This is a genomic window from Candidatus Competibacter denitrificans Run_A_D11, from assembly GCF_001051235.1.
Lineage (GTDB): Bacteria > Pseudomonadota > Gammaproteobacteria > Competibacterales > Competibacteraceae > Competibacter_A > Competibacter_A denitrificans.
Genome location: NZ_CBTJ020000111.1, coordinates 23,067 through 42,419 on the forward strand (window position 1 = coordinate 23,067; position 19,353 = coordinate 42,419).

A 19,353-nucleotide genomic window follows, 5' to 3' on the forward strand; every position below is an offset into this window, starting at 1 on the left:
AAACCCCGTCAGTAGCCGACCGCCAGTCCACCCGGTCGGCGCGTATCGGAAAAGCCATACAGTCCATCCGGGGTGCGGACGATGCTTTGGGTATCGCCCATCGCGTCTTTCACCACCACCTTATGGCCCCACGTCCGCAGCAATTGCACCGTGTCCGGGCTGAAGCCTTCCTCAAGCCGTAATTCGTCCGGTAGCCATTGGTGATGCAGGCGGGGGGAAAGCGTGGCCTCGGCAATGTTCATCTGATGATCGATGACGTTCGACACCGTTTGCAGCACGGTGGTAATGATGCGACTGCCGCCCGGACTGCCAGTAACCAGCACCGGTTGCCCGTCTTTGAGGACGATGGTCGGACTCATCGAACTGAGTGGACGCTTGCCCGGCCCCACGGCATTAGCATCGCCGCCGATCAGGCCGTAGGCGTTGGGCGTACCCGGTTTGGCGGCGAAATCATCCATCTCGTTATTCAACAGAATGCCCGTACCCGCTGCGACGATGCCGGAACCGTAGCCGAAATTCAGCGTGTAGGTTACGGCCACCGCGTTACCATCGCGGTCGATCACCGAATAATGAGTGGTTTGGTCGCTTTCGTGGCGTTGCGGCTGACCGGGCTTAATCTCGGCGGCCGGTCGGGCGCGGTTCAAATCGATACGCGCCACCAGTTCCCTGGCATAGGCTTTAGCGGTCAAACCGGCGACCGGCACTTTAACGAAATCAGGATCGCCCAGATATTCACTGCGGTCGGCGTAGGCCAGTTTCATCGCTTCGGCCAGGCGGTGGACGGTAGCGGCACTGTTGGCCCCCAACTCGGCCAGCGGCCAGCTTTCCAGCATGTTGAGCAATTGTACCAGATGGACACCGCCGGAACTGGGCGGCGGCATGGAGACAATATCGTAGCCTCGATAGTTACCCCGTACCGGTTCGCGTATCACGGCCCGATAATTTTTCAGATCATCTAAGGTGATCAGGCCGTTATGCGCTTTCATATCGGCCACTAGCCGCTGGGCAATGTCGCCCTGGTAAAATGCGGGCGGGCCTTGTTCGGCGATCAGTTTGAGGGTGGCCGCCAGGTCAGTTTGGATGAGCGTTTCACCGACCGGGTAAGCGGCGCCATCGGCCTTGAAGAAGATGCGCATACTGGCGGGCCAGGGGGCCATTTGCTTACGGGCTTCCTGGAGGGATTGCGCCAATTCCGGGCTGACGATCAGGCCCTGTTCCGCCAGTCGGATGGCGGGCATTAGCAGATTCGGCCAGGGCAAACGACCGTAGCGGCCGTGGGCGATAGCCAGTCCGGCGACCGTGCCCGGCACTCCAGCCGCCTGGTGACTATGGCGGATGCGGCTTTCATCGACCTCGCCTTTGTCGTTCAGATAAAAGTTTCGGCTGATAGCGGCAGGGGCCATTTCCCGGAAATCGATGGCTGCCGTGCGTTTTTCGATGTTGTCGTAAACCAGCATAAAGCCACCGCCGCCTAAATTACCGGCCTGCGGCAGCGTGACCGCCAGGGCAAAGCCGACCGCGACCGCCGCATCCACCGCGTTACCCCCCTGTTGCAAAATCATCGCGCCAACCTGACTGGCCAGCGCTTCCTGGCTGACCACCATAGCGTGGCGAGCCATGACCGGATGGATGCGGTCGAGCAGATTGTGGGCGAGGTCGGCCCAGCCGCTATGGGGCGACAGGGCGCAGAACAGGCTCAACACGCTCAAGACGAGCCAGCGGCGCGATAGCTGAATAAAGGGCATGTTGACCTCCAACCGAGTAGGGGCGGCGATGTGTACGGCCTACAGGTACTGGCGCGAAATCGCTACCGTCGATGAGCGACGCCTTGTCACAGATCTTGTATAGCTCGGTTTTCCCCGCTCAGCAAGGCGGCTATGGATGAGAAGAAATCTACGACGAACCACTGGATTCGCAGTCCAACTAAGCCAGAATCAAGGGATACAGGCTCAGCTTGCCCCAATATCCAGACGTATCCACCCCTCATTAAGGAACGCCCACCATGAGTAACCCGACCGTTCGCACCTCGCTGGAAACTACCGCCCGCTATCGAGTGAATCTGACCGATGGCACCCATCAATGGCAGGCCGACGAGCCGCCCGCGCTGGGTGGCAACGACACCGGCCCCACGCCGCATCACTTATTGTTGTCGGCGCTCGGTGCGTGTACCTCCATCACCGTGGCGATGTACGCCCAACGCAAGCAACTGAAACTTGAAGGAATCGACGTGGAATTGCGTGTGGCGGAAGAAAAATTATCACCGGCACCGGCACGGACGCGCATCACGCGGAACATTCAACTGCAAGGTGATTTAAGCGCTGCCGAACGCCAGCGATTGCTGGAAATCGCCAATCTCTGCCCGATTCATAAGATTCTGAGCGGTGAAATCAGCATCGACAGTCAATTGGTCGATGCGCTGTCAGATTGACCAGCGGGGAGGCTCTTCATGGTTAACGACCTGCATTTTCCCGCGTCCTTTTCGGGCGATGGCGGTTCCGGCGCTGCGGGACGCAACATCCAGCGGATTGCGCCACGCACCGCTGAAATCGGCGGCGGTATTACGGTCGCGCGGCTGTTACCGTCGCGGCAGCGGCGCACCATCGGCGCATGGTGTTTTTTGGATCACGCGGGGCCTGCCATGTTTGCGCCCGGCGGTGGGCTGCGGGTGGGGTCGCATCCCCACACCTGCCTGCAAACCTTTACCTGGATGCTGGAAGGCGAAGTGCTGCATCGGGATAGCCTGGGTAATGCACAGATGATCCGGCCCGGCCAGGTGAATCTGATGACCGCTGGCCACGGCATCGCTCACACCGAGGAATCGCCTGCGACTGAAACGCGTGCCCATGCCGCGCAACTGTGGATTGCGTTGCCTGCTGGCAGTACCGACATCGCTCCGGCGTTCGATCACTACCCGACGTTGCCGCGCTGGCAAGAAAGCGGCTGTGAGTTCACCCTGTTGGCTGGTACTCACGGTGGACGCACCGCCCCCGCTCGAATCTATTCGCCGCTGATCGGCATGGACTTGTTCGCCGCACAAGGCGCTGACTTGATGCTGCCGCTCGATCCGACATTCGAGTACGGCGTATTGCTCTTGGAAGGAACGGCTGAAGTGGAAGGTCTGGCGTTAGCCGCCAACGAGCTGGCCTATCTGGCCTCTGGCTACAGCACGTTACAGCTAACGCTCAGCGTTGGGACACGGGCGCTACTGATCGGTGGCCAGCCTTTCGCGGATGAAATCACCCTGTGGTGGAATTTTGTCGGCCGCGATAAAGCCTACATCACCCAGGCGCAACGCGATTGGGAAGCCCACAGCCCGCGTTTTGGTGAGGTGAGGGGCTTTGCTGGCCCGCGCCTGGCAGCACCGGAACTACCCTGGACAGCTGATTGATGTGGGTGATTGCAAGCAGATTGATTGAACGGGTCAATCTGCTGGTGGATTTATGGGCAAACACTGTTGAGCTATCCGCGCCAGCGCTGCATCAGTACGCTCAAGAGATCCATGAGATCGCTGGCGACTACAATCACCCAGATGGCCATGATCACGGCGACAGCAGCAGCGGCAATGTCCTTGACTGCGCGAATCTTCTCGTTCTGATTGGGTTCTACGAAATCGCACAGGGCTTCAATCGCGCTGTTAAACATCTCTGCCATCAATACCAGGCCCGTCGCCAGCAGCAGCATCTGCACATCAATCCAACGCTGAAAGATGATGGCCAAGACCATGACGATAGCGGAGACCACCAATTTGTACTCGACGCTGAAATCATACTGAACCGCAAACCGCAGTCCCGACAAGATGACTTTGAGCTTGCGCCAGGGGTTATAGCCTGCTTCACCCGTACCCAAAAATTTATTTCGCATGGTGGTTTCCCGGTAGCTTGCACAAACAGAATCAGAGCATTCGCTGGGCCAAGGCAATCCAGATCCCAGACAGCACCACTCCCGCCAACACATCCGACGGGTAATGAACCTGTAGGTAAATGCGCGAAGCCCCTACCAAAAGGATTAATGCCCCGGCGAGCACGGCGGCGACAGCCCATCCCTGGGGCCAAATCCGGCGGATGATGAACAGCGCGCAGAGCGCAAAGGCAGCGATTTGCATCGTGTGGGCGCTCGGAAATGAGCTGTCCCAGGGTAAAGGCACCAGCCGTTCCCCCAGCGCGGGCCTTGGGCGGGCAAAAATCAACTTCATCAGATGAACAAGAAGCGTCGCACCGCCCAGCCCGACCACGAGTAACTCTGCTTCCCAGCGTTTCTGGAAATGCCACAACCAGGCGCTGCTGAAAAGCGTCAATGGAATCAGGATATACAATGACCCTAACCAGGTCACAGCGCGAAAGAAATTGTCTAAAGCATCCGAGCGATGCGCTGCTGCAAACAGAAGAATATCGTTATCCCAAGACATGAGATGACCTGATTGATTAAGAGTCGCGCTGCTCCCTGCCAAGCGCTCAGACGGCTGTTTGGCAGGCTAGTGACCAAAGTGCAGCGGGGTTGTAGCGGCTCTTAGCGCGAACGAGCCGTGGGTTTTCGTTGCCAGGCTAGCACCACGCCTGCGATAAACGCCAGGATCATGGTTCCGGTGGGTGTGGGTAGCACGCGAGGCAGCGGGGTCTTAGTAGCACGCCCGCGATTGGGGGCCGCCGCCGCTACAACGGTTTCCTGGCTGGGCATTCCTTGCTGCGTGCGTTCGCCTTCGGTCACCCGCACCGCGTTCTTAGTCGGCTTGATGTCGGCACCGTAAGCCTGGGCATAGACTTGGGTAAACTCCGCGCCCAAAAACAGGATTTGGCTGGAGTAATAAACCCAGATCAGTAAAGCGACCAGTGAACCCGCCGCACCATAGGATGATTCGGTGGCGGTATGACCCAGATACCAGCTAATCAGGAATCGGCCCAGTGAGAACAAGGCAGCCGTGACAACAGCGCCGATCCAGACATCGCGCCAACGGATCTTGGCATCTGGCAATACTTTGAAAATCAAGGTGAATAGCAGGCTGGTGACGCCAAAGGACACCACAAAGCTGATCCCGCGCCACATCAGCGTTTGGCCGTAGGCCTCACCTGCGACCAATTTGCCGGTCGCTGCCAGTGCAGTGCTAATCAGCAGAGAAACCAGTAAGAGAAAGCCGGTGCCGAGCACCATCGCAAAAGAGAAGAAGCGATCCTTAAGCATTCCCCAGATACCCCGGCCGGGTTTGGGTTGTACTTCCCAAATGGTATTGAGCGCGTCTTGCAACTGGCCAAATAAGCCACCCGCCGCTATCAGCAGGGTGATGACGCCGATGATGGTGGCAATAGTGCCGGTAGTCGGTTGCCGCGCACCTTCGATCATCGCTTCAATAGCTTGGCGGCCGCTAGAGCCGATCAAACCCCCTAATTGCTCCAAAATGCTGGTTCGGACCTGCGCTTCATCGAAAAATAAAGCGGCAATCGCAATGGCGATAATGAGCAGCGGTGCCAGCGCGAAAATGGTGTAGTAAGACAGCGCAGCAGCCAGGCGCGGGGCGCGGTCTTCGTCCCAGGAGATGAACGTATCTTTCACTAAACCCCACATCGAAGGATTTTTCATCGTTGAGTTACCGGTTGGTTGCATTGGGTTTACGTTGCCAAGCGAACACGATGCCGAATAGAAACGCTAACACCACACCGCCGACCGAGGTGGGGGAGACCGCTGCCCGCAATCGGTCAGCGACTTTGATGGGGATTGGTGCTGAGAGGACTGGCTTTGCGGTCGTGGCGGTGTTGACTTCGGATTCACGCGGGATTCCCTGTTGGGCACGTTGCTCTTTCGTGAGTCGAATCGCATTAGCCGCCGGTTCGATGCGGACACCGTGAGCCTTGGCGTAGATTTTGGTGAATTCCGCGCCCAAAAACAGGATTTGGCTGGAGTAATAAACCCAGATCAGTAAAGCGACCAGTGAACCCGCCGCACCATAGGATGATTCGGTGGCGGTATGACCCAGATACCAGCCTATCAAAAAGCGGCCGAGCGTGAATAAAGCTGCCGTGGCCGCCGCGCCGATCCAGACATCGTGCCAGCGGACTTTGGCATCCGGCAACACTTTAAAAATCACCGCGAACAGCAGCGTACTGATGCCGAAAGAAACGCTCAGATTAACGGCTTGCCACAGGAGCGCCTGACTGGCCGCATCACCGCCCAGCAGTTTTCCGGCGGCTGATAGCACGGTGCTGATAATGAGAGACGCCAGCAGCAGACCGCCGGTTGCGATCACCATGCCAAACGACAGAAAACGATCCTTAACGATGCCCCAGAGGCCCCGCCCCGGTTTCGGTTGCACCCCCCAGATGGTATTGAGCGCATCTTGCAACTGGTTGAACAAGCCGCCCGCCGCCACCAACAGGGTCACAACGCCAATCACCGTGGCGATCAGGCCGGTGGTGGGTTGCCGCGCGCCTTCGATCATCGCTTCGATGGCCTGACGGCCGTTCTGACCGATCATATTGCCCACTTCGTTCAACATGTTCTGGCGGACTTGCGTCTCGTCGAAAAACATCGCTGCGACCGCGATGGCGATAATTAACAGTGGCGCGAGCGCAAAGATGGTGTAGTAGGCCAACGCAGCGGCCAGGCGTGGCGCGCGGTCTTCGTCCCAGGATTTGAAGGTTTCTTTCAGCAAATCCCATAGCGCTTTCTTGTTCATGATTGCCCTCGGCGTGATTGCTGAAAATGGAGATGGATCAGAGGTTAGGGCCGCTTGCGGCGGTTGGCCGCCGGTGGGCTGCGGTGGTCCGCGCTGATGGCCGGCGGATTTTTGGGCGGCAAGCCGGTATGTTGGGTCAAAAAATGTTGTACTCCATGCTTGCGGCCTGCCCGCGTTCCCTCGCCGCCGCTCGCGCCCGTGCCCGCCGGTTGCCAGGTCGGAATCAAATGCCGCTTGCCATTACCGATCAGCTCGGCCCGACCCATCCGCTTCAGCGCATCCCGCAACAGTGGCCAGTTTTCCGCATCGTGATAACGGAGAAAGGCTTTATGTAGCCGTCGCTGCTTGAGACCCTTAGCCGAGACGACCAGTTCACCCCGATCCCGATGAATGCCTTTCAGCGGGTTGCGGCCACTGTGATACATCGCGGTGGCCAGTGCCATCGGGCTGGGCAGAAACGCCTGCACCTGATCGGCGCGGAAGCCGTTATGCTTGAGCCAGAGCGCCAGATTCAGCATGTCCTCATCCGTGGTGCCGGGATGAGCGGCGATAAAGTAGGGGATCAGATACTGTTCTTTACCGGCTTCCTGGGAGAATTTCTCAAACAGTGCCCTGAATTGATCGTAAGCACCGAGGCCCGGTTTCATCATCTTGTTCAGCGGGCCGGTTTCGGTATGCTCCGGCGCGATCTTGAGGTAGCCGCCGACGTGATGGGTGACCAGTTCACGCACGTAGGCCGGATCACGGATGGCGAGATCGTAGCGCAGCCCGGAGGCAATCAGGATTTTCTTGATGCCCGGCAGTTCGCGAGCCTTGCGATACAGGCCGGTCAGGGATGAATGATCGGTGTTGAGATTCGGGCAGATGTCGGGATAGACACAGGACAACTTGCGGCAGACTTTCTCGATCTCTGGCGATTTGCAGGCCAGCCGGTACATATTGGCGGTCGGCCCACCGAGATCGGAAATCACCCCGGTAAAGCCAGGCGTGCGGTCGCGGATGTCCTCGATTTCGCGCAGGATCGAGCGTTCGGAACGGGATTGGATAATGCGGCCTTCGTGTTCGGTGATGGAGCAGAAGGTGCAACCGCCGAAGCAACCGCGCATGATGTTGACCGAAAACCGGATCATCTCGTAAGCGGGAATCCGGGCGTCGCCGTAGCTCGGATGCGGGACGCGGGCGTAGGGCAGATCGAACACGGCATCGAGTTCCGGCGTGGTCAGCGGAATCGGTGGCGGATTCAGCCAGACATCGCGGTCACCGTGGCGCTGAATCAAAGCGCGGGCATTGCCGGGATTGGTTTCCAGATGCAGCAGCCGCGAGGCGTGGGCGTACAGCACCGGATCGTCCCGCACCTGCTCGTAAGCGGGTAGACGGATGGCGGTTCTGGCGCGGTCGAATGCCCTCACCCCCAACCCCTCTCCCGGAGGGAGAGGGGCTTCTGCTCCTCTCGCTCTTTGAGAGGGGGGCTGGGGGAGAGGGGCTTCTGCTCCCCTCGCCCCCTGGGAGAGGGGTCGGGGGTGAGGGTTGTTTATGGCATACGGATCGGGATGCGCGTCTACCACGCCGGGTCGATCCACCTCGGTCGAATCAATCTCCAGCCAATCGGCCGGTAACTCCTTGCTGATGCAAGCAGTGCCGCGCACATCGCGGATGGTTTTTGGCGCTTCACCAGCGGCGATCCGATGGGCGATTTCAACGATGGCGCGTTCGGCGTTGCCATACAGCAGCAGATCGGCTTTGGCATCCAGCAGAATCGAACGGCGCACCTTATCCGACCAGTAGTCGTAATGAGCGATCCGGCGCAACGAGGCTTCAATGCCGCCGATGATGATCGGCGCATCGGGATAGGCTTCGCGGCAGCGCTGGCTGTACACGATCACCGCCCGGTCGGGCCGCTGGCCGCCTTCGTCGTTCGGCGTATAGGCGTCGTTGTGGCGCAGCCGCCGGTCGGACGTATAGCGGTTGACCATCGAATCCATATTGCCCGCCGTGACGCCGAAAAATAGATTCGGTCGCCCTAGCACCTGAAACGGCTCGGCGGAATTCCAATCCGGCTGGGCAATGATCCCGATCCGAAAGCCTTGTGCTTCCAGTAAGCGGCCAATGATGGCCATGCCGAAGCTGGGATGATCGACATAGGCGTCACCGGTCACCAGAATAATGTCGCAAGAATCCCAGCCGAGCGTGTCCATCTCGGTACGCGACAGCGGCAGAAAGGGCGCGGTGCCGAAGCGGGCGGCCCAATAGAGGCGGCGGGAGAACAAGGGGATAGGAATTTTCACGAATGGCTAGGCGCTGTGCAGTCCAAGGAAGCAAGGCCAATTAAACAACGCCGGGACAGAATAGTGAACAAATGCTACTTGAACAGAGCCTTCCGTGGCTCTTAGTACAGACGATGAAGCAGGGGTCTTTAAAATTTATACCCAAACGCAAGGCCCAACATCTCTTAAACCACCAAGAGTGTTATCAATACAACGACATCCTTCTGATGTCGCTGTAGGTCTCCCCCCGTTGGGACAGGTCCAACGTGAGGGATATATAGCGGCCTGGGCTGTGCTTCGACCAGTTTTAAGAGCTTGCACATCGCGAATAACGCCTGTCGATAATTTTGGTAAATGACGCATATTGTATCGCCTCCTCTGCTGTTGCTCAGTGATGAAGAGCTTACAAAAAATTTGGGAAAATTGTAACTTCTGCTACCGTAAAGACCAGGTTCGGACTTTGCCAACCATAACTGGCACTATATCACTGACGTCCGTCGTGAATAAATAGACTCTTTTAGCCTGCTCAAATATTTTGCAGGGATTAAAAAAGCTCAACTTTACGTCCCAGCAATCTGATTCCGGCCGACAGATTGGGCTACGTTCTACACTGATGGTATCAAGCTCCATTCCCTTTCGCAGGGCATCCTCAAAAATATCGGCAGCCAATAGCGCATTGGTGGCCGCATAGTTGATAGCACGGTCCTGAGGGCTAACTCCCAGATTGCGGAGTTCTTCATAAACGCGAATCAGGAAATTTTCAATATGATCTTTGGATTGATCTTCCGTGTCTTTCTCTTTACAAACAGCAGCAGCTAACTCTTTAGTATTCCAGCTATACATGCCACGCAGGCTAGGGCAAATAATTGGAACCACTTGGCCAGTAAATAATTTCACACTTCCAGCCAGAGAACCCGGAATCGAAATTCGCTCGACCTCACCTTTAGTTTGTTCCTCAAGAAATTCTCGGAGTCGTTGATAAACCCGGTCCGCAAACGCCCCGGTAGCCTGGATGGCATAAATAGGCGTGGTGTCCAGATTCAATGTCCAATAAATCGCTGCGGCATCCCAGGGATTTTCTGCGAGATAGGCCAATAACTGCTCTGGGTGGTAAGGGTCATTGGCATTGGAGGCCATATGCTGTTTGATGGAGTCGCGGCGAGCTTCCGTTCCAAAATCATAATTTAATTTTCCTAAAGCAAAGACTACTTGGTTTTGGGAAGCCTTTCCGCAACTGCATCCGCAACTGCATCCACAACTGCATCCACAACGGCTACTGTCGCACCCACAACTACTTGGCTGACTGGTGCTAGGATTCACCATGTTCTGATAGCTAGCTCGATTGTTCTGATCAGGCGCAGCAAAGACGGTATCGATCTTGGCTGCACTATTATCCTGTGGCTGTTCTTGGCAGTTTTCTGGAATCTGTTTTCTAGTCGCTTCATTCGGATTAGACATGGAATTTATCCCTTTTATGATAAGAGAAGTGGCACCCTTGATATTAAGCCGCCCAGCCAGTAGGCGGCGGCAATCGTATACAGGTTCAGCGTCACAGCCAATGGCGCTATTGATGAGTGCTGAACGTATCGCCTGAAGGTCAGGCTTTTTCCGATATTTTAGTTGCAGGCTTAAGAGAAGCGCAGCAACACCTGAGACTATGGGCGTGGCGTAGCTGGTGCCTGTGTGGGCAGAAAGGCCACCGCTGGGATTGGCACCTAGAATATTTTCGCCTGGGGCCAGAATGCCATGCGTCCGGTAGCCCGGACTCCAATTGCTGAAATCCAGCGGCAGGCCTTGGAAATTCATCGCGCCCACCGCCAATACGGATGGCAAGGCACCGGGGATATGAAGGCACTCGCAACCGTCATTACCTGTTGCAGCCACGATCAGAATACCTTGCTTAAAACTGGCTTGGACTACTTTGGCCAGGAGAGGATGGGCAGTGCCAGATGGCGTGAATTCACCCCCACTGATATTAATAATCTGCGCCCCTTGCTGAATGGCCTGGCTAATGGCGCGGGCCAGATTCAGTTGGGAGCAAGCCGTTAGGGAGCGGCCATCATTCCCATCAGAAAAGATGGGTACGATTAAAGCTCGGCAGTGCGGCGCAATGCCTTTAATTGGGCCAGTATGCTGGCCAAAAATAATGCTGGTAATGTGAGTGCCATGTTGTAGCGCTGGGCCTTCACGTTTAGTTTCTGATGCCAGTGTCTTGATTTGAGTAAGGTTGGCATCTACCAAACTAGGATGTAATGGGTTGATTGGGCCATCAAGTATGGCAACACAAACACACGGATCACCAAGCGTTTCAGCCCAAAGCGCTTTAAGTCCAGAGAGGGTTTGGAGATCCATATCTCTTAAAAATTCAATTTAATCCGCGAAAGGATAGTTCGATCCGGTATAAATCTTGGATTTTCTAGATTTTGGTATGAGTTTCTAAAACTCATATCCTGAAATTGAAATTCCTGGTCGAATAAATTCGATACCTCTAAGCTAAATGAGCCTTGTTGTTTTGGTAAACGAAAACCAACGGCTGCATTCACTACAACGAAATCATTATGATCAGTCTTTGACTGGAGATCTCTTAAATCAAAATCAATACCCGTAAATTGTTGCCAAACATACGTGGTACCAAGCTCTGCAAAAAATCCCGATGGTCTAAAGTATCGGACAGTGAGTGGTACACTTAGCGTTTCAATATGGGTCAGGTTGGCTTTAGCATCATATTTTTCAATTTCAACCTGATTCTGTATCGCCCAATACGGATGCGGCATCCAATAGAGATAAGCTAATAGTTTTTGCTCTTGCTCCGCTTGGTAAGTTATATGACCGAGGTAGTTCGGAAAAGGCACATCAAGATCACGATAGCTGCCTTGAATTCCACCATAAAGGCTGTTATTAAATTGTGCATCCAATCCAATAGCATATATTTTAGCTTTAGTGCCATTTAGATCGTCGTAGAATTGATCAAAACCTGCAATTTGAGTGGGTTCAATGGTTTGTTCAACAACAAGCGCCCGTTTCAAAGTACTAAAAGCCGCAAGCCTGAATTGAAGGTTATCAGCGATATTCCAGCGAAAACCCAGTTTTGGATTCAGCTGATCCTGATGAATATCTTCTATTTCATCATGGAGGTGATCATGGCTAAGACCGACCGTCCAGATTATATCCTTTAGCAGAGCAATATTGGCATAACCATAAACAGTCGTGTGTTCTGCCTGTTGAGAATTTTGTAGATAACTGGCTTCGCGTGCCGTCTTAGCTAAGCCACCCCCAGCGATGATATTGTAGGCAAGCTCGCGGAATAAATATTGACCTTCCAGTTGGTCGGACTCCGTTTCCGAAAGTTTATCAGGAGACGATTTTCTGTCCTCTCGGTCAGCATGGATGAATGAGACGATAACATTTGATTGGGGCGAAGGGGTATAGCGAGTACCTAGCCGAGCCGTATCTTGGCGTATTTTTAGTCGCTCCTGAGTAGATGGTGCTGCCGAAAAATAAAGACTTAAGTCGCCCTGGTCGGTCTCTCTTCGCCTTAATTCAGCTTGTAGATTGAAATTTGGGGTAACGGCAACTTGGGTAAAGAGATTATAAAGATCATGCTGAAAATCATTGTTTTCTCGGAATCCATTAGTTTGATAATGAAAATGGCCCAAGCTATAGGAGAATTGATTATAAAGACCACTTAGAATTGCCTCATCGCTTAGGGTATCGTGATTGCCGACAAGGCCTGATAAAGCCAGGTTGGAGTGATTACGTAAAAAAAGTGAATTGTATTCGTATAATGAGGGAGTCACTGGGCCTAGAGTTGTTAAAATCCCTAATTTGGTTTCAGCAAGCTGTGGCTGTACAGGGGCAATGTTAATAGGTTGCAGTAATTGGGCTTGGAGCAATTCGCTCGCCCGCGCGATCTCATGCCGGGGTAAGGTGGAATAGGAATCGGCTAAGAGCCGATGCGCGGAGTAGTTGGTCGGATCGTTGGTGAGAGATTTGCGGGCTTCGTACAAGCTGAGTTGCTCGAAACCAACCTCATTATAAATTCTGCCTAAAGCGGTGCCTCGCGTAGCGAGGTCTTCATCGAGTAATAATTGCGAGCGATAGACAGCGCGATTGTCATTAAGATCGATAGACTGTTGGAGTTGGTGGATCGACTCAATGGGCTGATAATAACTTTGGAGGCGAAGGGCGTCGTAGAAATGGGGCGTAGGGTCATGGGGATCAAGCTGTTTGGCTTTAGCAAGATGCTTTTGGGTGGCGCGGTCATCCTTGAGTTCATAAAAAGCTTTGCCGAGATAACTGCTGTAAAGGGAAACCTTGGGTTCCAGCAGGGTGGCTTTAAGGATTTCTTGCGTGGCAGCCTCAGTCTGGTTCTGGCGAAAGAGGGCGATTCCAAGACCTAGATGGGGTTCGCCGAGTGTCGAATCTTGCGCAATGGCTTCTTGAAAAGACTGAATAGCCTCTTGGATACGGCCTTGAGCCAATTGTAAGAAACCCCAGGTCGAGTGGACTATCGGGTCTCCAGGCCGAAATTGATAGGCTTGTTGAGCGAGCTGAGTGGCCTGCCTGATGTCTCCCATACCGAAGAGTAAGCGGCTTTCCTGAATCAATGCTTGCGGATTTTCAGGATCAAGCGCCACGGCTTTTTGGGCGGCCGCCAATGCAGCATTCAGGTTAAATTCTGCTTGTTTGACCAGGCTTAAATTAAGATAAGCCGTCGGTGAGGAGGGATTGACCGCCACCGCTCGCTCGGCGGCCTCCAGTGCCCGTTCCTTTTGGTTTTGAACCAGATAGATGTTGGAGCGTAGGCTATGCGCGAGTGCGGAGCGAGGGTCGCGCGTTAGGGCTTGGTCCAGTGCTCGATGCGCCTCGTCAACGCGGCCACGAATGAGGGCGTTAAGGGCCGCTTGTACCCAAGGCAAAGAGGCTTGCGGGAATTGCCTTTGGGTTTCGGCAATCACTTGATCAGCCTGGGTGAATCGATTGAGCTGATACAGGCTGTTGGCCGTACCGACTGCACTCATTAAGGTCGGCGGGCGTACTTGCTGAAAGGCGGCCAACGCCGCATCCACTGCGCCTGCTTCGAGCAAGGTCCAGCCTAGCCCGGTTCGTGCATGCGGATGATCGGGATCATGCTGGAGTGCTTGCGCAAACAGTTGCCGGGCTTCCTGGCGATTACCGCTGTTAAAGCGTGTTTCGGCTTGGCTGATTAATTGCTCAACTGTTGCTTGGCTAGCAGCAATTGGGCGCTTTTGTGATCGGCCATTGGGGTGGGGCAATGCCTGGCCCGCTAGCAGATAATCTCGATAACTGACAGTGCCCGGATAGTAGAGAGACCACTGTGCCGCGTCGATTGGGTTAAGCAATACCGTCTTGCGCGGGGCTTCCCCCAATCGGACAGTCGCCTGTTCATTCGCCTCCACCAGCACGCTGCCTTGAGCGTTATGAAAGTCGATTAAGCCGTCAAACACTGCCAAACGCGCGCTATGATCGGGCTTGACGGCAAGGTTGAACTCGGTTCCTCGAATAGTGGCCACGACCGAGATAGTCTGAAGCTCTAGCGGTATGCCATTGCTACGGACCCAGATTTCGCCTTGCGGTACGCGCAAAATATTAAGCGTGGGTGCGTTTGCGGTGGGCGCCAAGCCTTCTTGTGAAACGATATGCTTTAGCTCCAATTGGCTGTTGGCATTGATCTTAAGCTGAGCGCCATTGACAAGCTGTAGCGCGATGCGGCTACCTTCGCCTGTTTTAATGGCTTCGCCGGCTGCCACTTTTTCACCCGTTGCCACGGGTTGCCAGCGCCCTTGCCGCAGGACCTCGACCGTGCCAAGCGCACTGACGATCTCTCCTACGTCTTCGGCAAGCGCGAGACGAAGCGAACCCAGTACAACGAACAGCAGGAGGGTGTACCAAGTCAATCGTCGAAAAGATGGCGAACTTATCACTGGCAAGCCCTGTAGGTGTCGCTTTAAGGCGACTATAGTTTTCGTGTGCCCAAACATCCCTTAAATTAGCCCATTATGAGAGCCTGTCCAATAGATCACGATCTATTTCAGCTTCAAAGGGCCTGGCTTCAATACGGTTGTGCTGAAAGGCGCTAGATCCAACACCACGGAAAATGCGAAGCCGTGGCTGGCAATCTCATCGTAATGAATCTGCTTTTTAAGTGGTGTTTTGCTATTGCCGCCGTACTCGCTGGCATCACTATTCAGCAACTCCCGATAAGCCACCGGATACGGTACGCCCATGCGATAGCTCGGATAATGCTGGTCGGAGAAGTTCAGCACGAACAGCAAAGACTCGCGCGGGTCGCGCGCCTTGCGCACGAAGCCAACCACGCTGGTCTCAGCGCCACTGGCATCAAGCCACTCAAACCCCGCTCCGCGAAAATCCACCTGATACAAAGCCGGCTCACGCGCGTAAAGCTGGTTGAGTGCAGCCACGAACTGTTGCAGACCTTGATGCCCGGCCTCCTGTGATTGTGCCCAATCCAGTTCGCCGTCGTGGTTCCACTCCGTCGGCTGACCGAATTCTCCACCCATGAACAGCAATTTTTTGCCGGGCTGGCCGTACATGAAGGCGTACAGCAGCCTAAGATTCGCCAGTTGCTGGGCCTCGTCACCCGGCATCTTGCCGAGCAGTGACTTTTTCAGGTGCACCACTTCGTCGTGCGACAGCGACAGGATGAAGTTTTCGTTAAAGGCGTAGGTCAGGCCGAAGGTCAGCTTATGGTGATGGTAGCGGCGGTTGGCCGGCCTCTCTTTCATGTAGGACAGTACATCGTGCATCCAACCCATATTCCATTTGAAACCGAAACCCAAACCACCGATGTCGGTGGGCCGGGATACGTTCGGCCAGGCGGTGGATTCCTCGGCAATCATCATCACGCCGGGGAAGCGAGCGTGCATGACCGCGTTGGTGTGTCGGAGAAACTCGATGGCTTCGAGATTTTCATTGCCGCCATACTGGTTGGGAATCCAATCTTTCTTGGAATAATCCAGATACAGCATCGATGCGACCGCATCCACGCGCAGCCCATCGAAATGAAATGTTTCCAGCCAGTAAATGGCATTAGCGATTAGGAAATTTTCTACCTCGTGGCGGCCGTAGTTGAAAATCAGCGTGCCCCAGTCGGGATGCTCGCCTTGCCGTGGATCAGCGTGCTCGTAGACGCAGGTTCCATCAAACCAGGCCATCGCGTGTGCATCCTTGGGAAAATGCGCCGGCACCCAATCGAGGATCACACCGATACCGTTTTGGTGGCAACGGTCGATCAGTTCCATTAGCTCTTCCGGCCGACCGTAGCGGGCGGTCGGTGCATAAAAATTGGAAATCTGATAGCCCCAGGATGGCCCATAGGGATGTTCGGCCAACGGTAAAAATTCGATATGGGTGAAACCCATTTTCAGGACATAGGGGATCAGTTGATCAGCCAGTTCGCGATAGGACAAAAACTCGCCATCCGCCTGACGCCGCCATGATCCGGCGTGGACTTCGTAAATCGCCAGCGGTCGTTCCCAGATATTGTCGCTCGCTCGTTTGGCCAGCCAGTCATCGTCGCGCCATAGATGCTTGCCGGCACGGTCGTAGACCACGCTGGCCGTGCCCGGCGGCACCTCCGTATAAAATGCGTAAGGGTCGGTTTTCAGGAATACCGGACCCGTGCGCGGCAGAATCTCGAATTTGTACAGCTCGCCCTCCGTCAAGCCGGGTACGAACAGCTCCCAAATCCCTGAGCCGGGCCGCAAGCGCATCGGATGGCGGCGGCCGTCCCAGCCATTAAATGCCCCGGTCAGGCTGACTCGCTGCGCGTTCGGCGCCCACACCGCAAAGTTGATCCCAGCATGACCGTTGGTCTCGCAGGCGTGCGCGCCGAGTTTTTCGTAAATCTGATAGTGATTGCCTTCGGCAAACAGATAACAGTCCTGGTCGCCTAGAAACGAGAAAGGGGCGGCATAAGAATCGGCGAAGGTATGGTTTCGGCCGCGCTCTGTGGCGTTGATCCGATAGCGCAGGCCGACTGGATCGGCGGTGACGATGGCCTCGAACAACTTGTCATCGGCAACCCACTGTAGGGGGTATAAAACCGTCGGTGCGCTATCCAGTACCAGGCAAGGCATTTCCGCTTCGGGCAATAAAGCGCGGATGACGGTTAGATCAGAGTGGGGCAGGGGATGCGGTCCCAACAGTGCATGGGGGTCAGAGCATCGACCCTCCTGTAGGGAGAGGCGTTCGGCGGCAGTCAGCGTGGCTAACATCGCCGTCTCCCTGAGCAGGAAGCGTAAATCTGCAACCAGTGCTTGCTCCTGGAGCCGGGCGCGGTAGGTACGGACATCGGTGCTGAGCGCATCGATATGATAGACCTGGCGCCAGAATTGGGCGTTACCGACCAAGTAATTGCGCACTTCCGGACGTTCCAACGCGAAGGCCAAGCATGGCGGTTGCTCCGGCACATCGGCGTCATAAATGCGCGTGCCATCGAACCAGCTCAGTTGCTGCCCCTCGCGCGGCAAGAGCGGCGGAATCCAGTCAAGAATCACTCCGATTCCAGACTGGTGGCAGGTATCGACGAACGCCATGAAGTCGGCGGGTCGGCCATACCGGGGATTGGGCGCGTAATAGCTCGCAACCGTTTCATCCGATGCCCAAAGGGCCAGTTCGACATGGGTCACGTTTCGCGCCAGCAGGTGCGGGAGCACGGCATCGGCTAACTGCTTGTAATTGATCGCGCTATCAGGGCCGGCAGCATTCGAGTCTAGAGTAACACGATGGATGTTGACCGGTAACGCCCAGCCGGGCGCTTGTGCCAAGCGATTCATCCACAGGCCATCATTCCAGTCATGATGGCGTTCAAGATCACAGATGATGCTGGCGGTATCCGGGTAAATCTCGGTTTGAAAGGCCAGCGGATCGGGCTTGAGAAAGACCGCACCTTCAGTGTTGCGGATTTCGTATTTATACAGCTCACCCAGTTCAATGTCGGGAACGAACAGTTCCCACACGCCGGATTCGTGTCGCGCTAACAGGTGGCGGCGACCGTCCCAATTGTTGAAGGTTCCTACGACACTGACTCGGGTAGCATAGGGTGCCCACAGGGCGAAATTGACGCCGGTAACGCCTCCTTTCACCTGCGGGTGAGCACCCAGCTTGGCGAACAGGGTATCAAGCGTACCCTGCTGGAGTGCGGTGCCGTCGGTCTGGGTAAAAAAGGGTTTTTGGCTGGCGTAGGCATCGCGCAAGGTTACTGCCTGACCCGTGGCATCCACTGCCACCAGTCGGTAGTCCAACTCCTTGATCCCTGGAATTCGGACAGTGAACAGCCCGGCGGGATGCAATCGCTGCATTTCGCGCTTGCCGGTGCCATCGGCGCGCAGCACGTAAGCGTGCTCAGCGTGCGGCAAGAAGGCCCAGATCATCAGCGCCCGCTCGCGCTCGCTATAATGAGGTCCCAGAATGGTGTGCGGGGCATCATGACGTAGTTCGATGATTTTCTGAATGTGTTCTTCCAACATCGTCCTTATCTTCTTTCTTTAGGCTGTGCTGTCGGGTGGATGACGGGAAACTGATGACCCATTCTAAATCAGCCTGGGTCAGGCGGGCAGATAAAGCATAGAGGAAATAGGGTTGTCCCGAAAAAAAGATGGGTTTTGCGTGTTACCGGAGTACTGCTGTTAAGCGTCAGGGTTGAATTACCGCGCTTGTTCATCGCCGGCCATGATCTGATACTGTTGTCATCTCACCGTCGCAACGGGTTTCGGGCAAGGAATCGTTCCATGAAATTTTGCAGCCAGTGCGGGTCTTCGCTGAGCGTGCGTGTGCCAGAGGGCGATAACATGCCCCGGCATGTGTGTGATGCCTGTCATACCATCCACTATTTGAATCCAAAAATCGTCGCCGGCTGCATCCTGGAATGGGGACAGCGGGTTTTGCTATGCCGCCGGGCCATCGAGCCGCGCTATGGCCTGTGGACCTTGCCAGCGGGGTTTATGGAAAATGGCGAATCGGCGGTGGCAGCGGCGGCGCGCGAAGCGTTGGAAGAGGCGGATGCCGTCGGCGAAAGTCTGACATTGTATGGATTATATTCACTGACCCATGTCAGCCAGGTGTACCTAATGTTTCGGGGGCAACTCAAGGACGGCCATACCCGCCCCGGTGCGGAAAGCCTAGAGGTGCGATTGTATGCTGAGGAAGAAATTCCCTGGGATGAGATCGCCTTCAAGGTGGTGCACGAGACGCTGCGCCAGTATTTCGCCGAGCGGCGCACTGGCCACTTTCAGGTCCATGTTGGCGATATTATTCGTGAGGCGGATAACCAGTATCGGATTCATCGCTATTATTGAGCGAACGGTTAGCAACCGCGCGTGACCCAAACCCTGGCCTGGCTCCATTCGGCTGTTGGATTTGCTCGCGTAAATTCGTCAACTG

At 55.3% G+C, this 19,353-nt stretch carries 12 protein-coding genes and 1 pseudogene; 3 read left to right on the top strand and 10 right to left on the bottom strand.

Annotated features, from left to right (window positions below):
- Window positions 1-8: 8 nt before the first annotated feature.
- Window positions 9-1,745: a gamma-glutamyltransferase gene (ggt, locus tag BN873_RS17190; RefSeq protein ID WP_053085436.1), complete on the bottom strand. Its 1,737-nt coding sequence runs from the start codon at window positions 1,743-1,745 to the stop codon at window positions 9-11.
- 257 nt (window positions 1,746-2,002) lie between these two features.
- Between ggt and BN873_RS17195 the strand changes: the two genes are divergently transcribed.
- Both BN873_RS17195 and BN873_RS17200 read left to right on the top strand, forming a co-directional pair.
- Entirely contained in the window at window positions 2,003-2,428 is a 426-nt protein-coding gene (locus BN873_RS17195) for an OsmC family protein (protein WP_048676655.1), read from the top strand.
- Between the two features lie 18 nt (window positions 2,429-2,446).
- The gene (locus BN873_RS17200; RefSeq protein ID WP_082161377.1) at window positions 2,447-3,388 is read left to right on the top strand and encodes a pirin family protein; all 942 of its coding nucleotides are present in this window, start codon (window positions 2,447-2,449) and stop codon (window positions 3,386-3,388) included.
- 71 nt (window positions 3,389-3,459) lie between these two features.
- Here the strand turns inward: BN873_RS17200 and BN873_RS17205 are convergent, their stop codons facing one another.
- From BN873_RS17205 to BN873_RS21070, 9 genes and pseudogenes are all read right to left on the bottom strand, one after another.
- Window positions 3,460-3,861 (bottom strand): diacylglycerol kinase, encoded by a 402-nt coding sequence (locus tag BN873_RS17205; RefSeq protein WP_048676657.1) that lies wholly within the window; start codon window positions 3,859-3,861, stop codon window positions 3,460-3,462.
- Window positions 3,862-3,892: 31 nt separating this feature from the next.
- Entirely contained in the window at window positions 3,893-4,405 is a 513-nt protein-coding gene (locus BN873_RS17210) for a phosphatase PAP2 family protein (RefSeq protein ID WP_048676659.1), read from the bottom strand.
- Between the two features lie 101 nt (window positions 4,406-4,506).
- Window positions 4,507-5,571, bottom strand: coding sequence for a YihY/virulence factor BrkB family protein (locus tag BN873_RS17215; RefSeq protein ID WP_082161378.1), 1,065 nt, complete (start codon window positions 5,569-5,571; stop codon window positions 4,507-4,509).
- 7 nt (window positions 5,572-5,578) lie between these two features.
- On the bottom strand, window positions 5,579-6,664 hold the full coding sequence (locus BN873_RS17220; protein ID WP_071244432.1) for a YihY/virulence factor BrkB family protein: 1,086 nt from the start codon (window positions 6,662-6,664) through the stop codon (window positions 5,579-5,581).
- A 44-nt stretch (window positions 6,665-6,708) separates the two neighbouring features.
- Window positions 6,709-8,949, bottom strand: coding sequence for a YgiQ family radical SAM protein (locus tag BN873_RS17225; RefSeq protein WP_082161379.1), 2,241 nt, complete (start codon window positions 8,947-8,949; stop codon window positions 6,709-6,711).
- Window positions 8,950-9,363: 414 nt separating this feature from the next.
- Entirely contained in the window at window positions 9,364-11,280 is a 1,917-nt protein-coding gene (locus tag BN873_RS17230; RefSeq protein WP_048676661.1) for a PatA/PatG family cyanobactin maturation protease, read from the bottom strand.
- Window positions 11,281-11,285: 5 nt separating this feature from the next.
- The gene (locus tag BN873_RS17235; protein ID WP_048676663.1) at window positions 11,286-14,846 is read right to left on the bottom strand and encodes a tetratricopeptide repeat protein; all 3,561 of its coding nucleotides are present in this window, start codon (window positions 14,844-14,846) and stop codon (window positions 11,286-11,288) included.
- A gap of 129 nt (window positions 14,847-14,975) precedes the next feature.
- Window positions 14,976-17,186, bottom strand: coding sequence for a 1,4-alpha-glucan branching protein GlgB (glgB, locus tag BN873_RS21065; protein ID WP_048676788.1), 2,211 nt, complete (start codon window positions 17,184-17,186; stop codon window positions 14,976-14,978).
- Between the two features lie 654 nt (window positions 17,187-17,840).
- Window positions 17,841-18,440 (bottom strand): annotated as a pseudogene (locus BN873_RS21070) (GlgB N-terminal domain-containing protein); the annotation flags it as partial.
- Between the two features lie 261 nt (window positions 18,441-18,701).
- Here BN873_RS21070 and BN873_RS17245 point away from each other — a divergent pair.
- Window positions 18,702-19,268 (top strand): NUDIX hydrolase, encoded by a 567-nt coding sequence (locus BN873_RS17245; protein ID WP_048676665.1) that lies wholly within the window; start codon window positions 18,702-18,704, stop codon window positions 19,266-19,268.
- The last annotated feature ends 85 nt before the right edge of the window (window positions 19,269-19,353 follow it).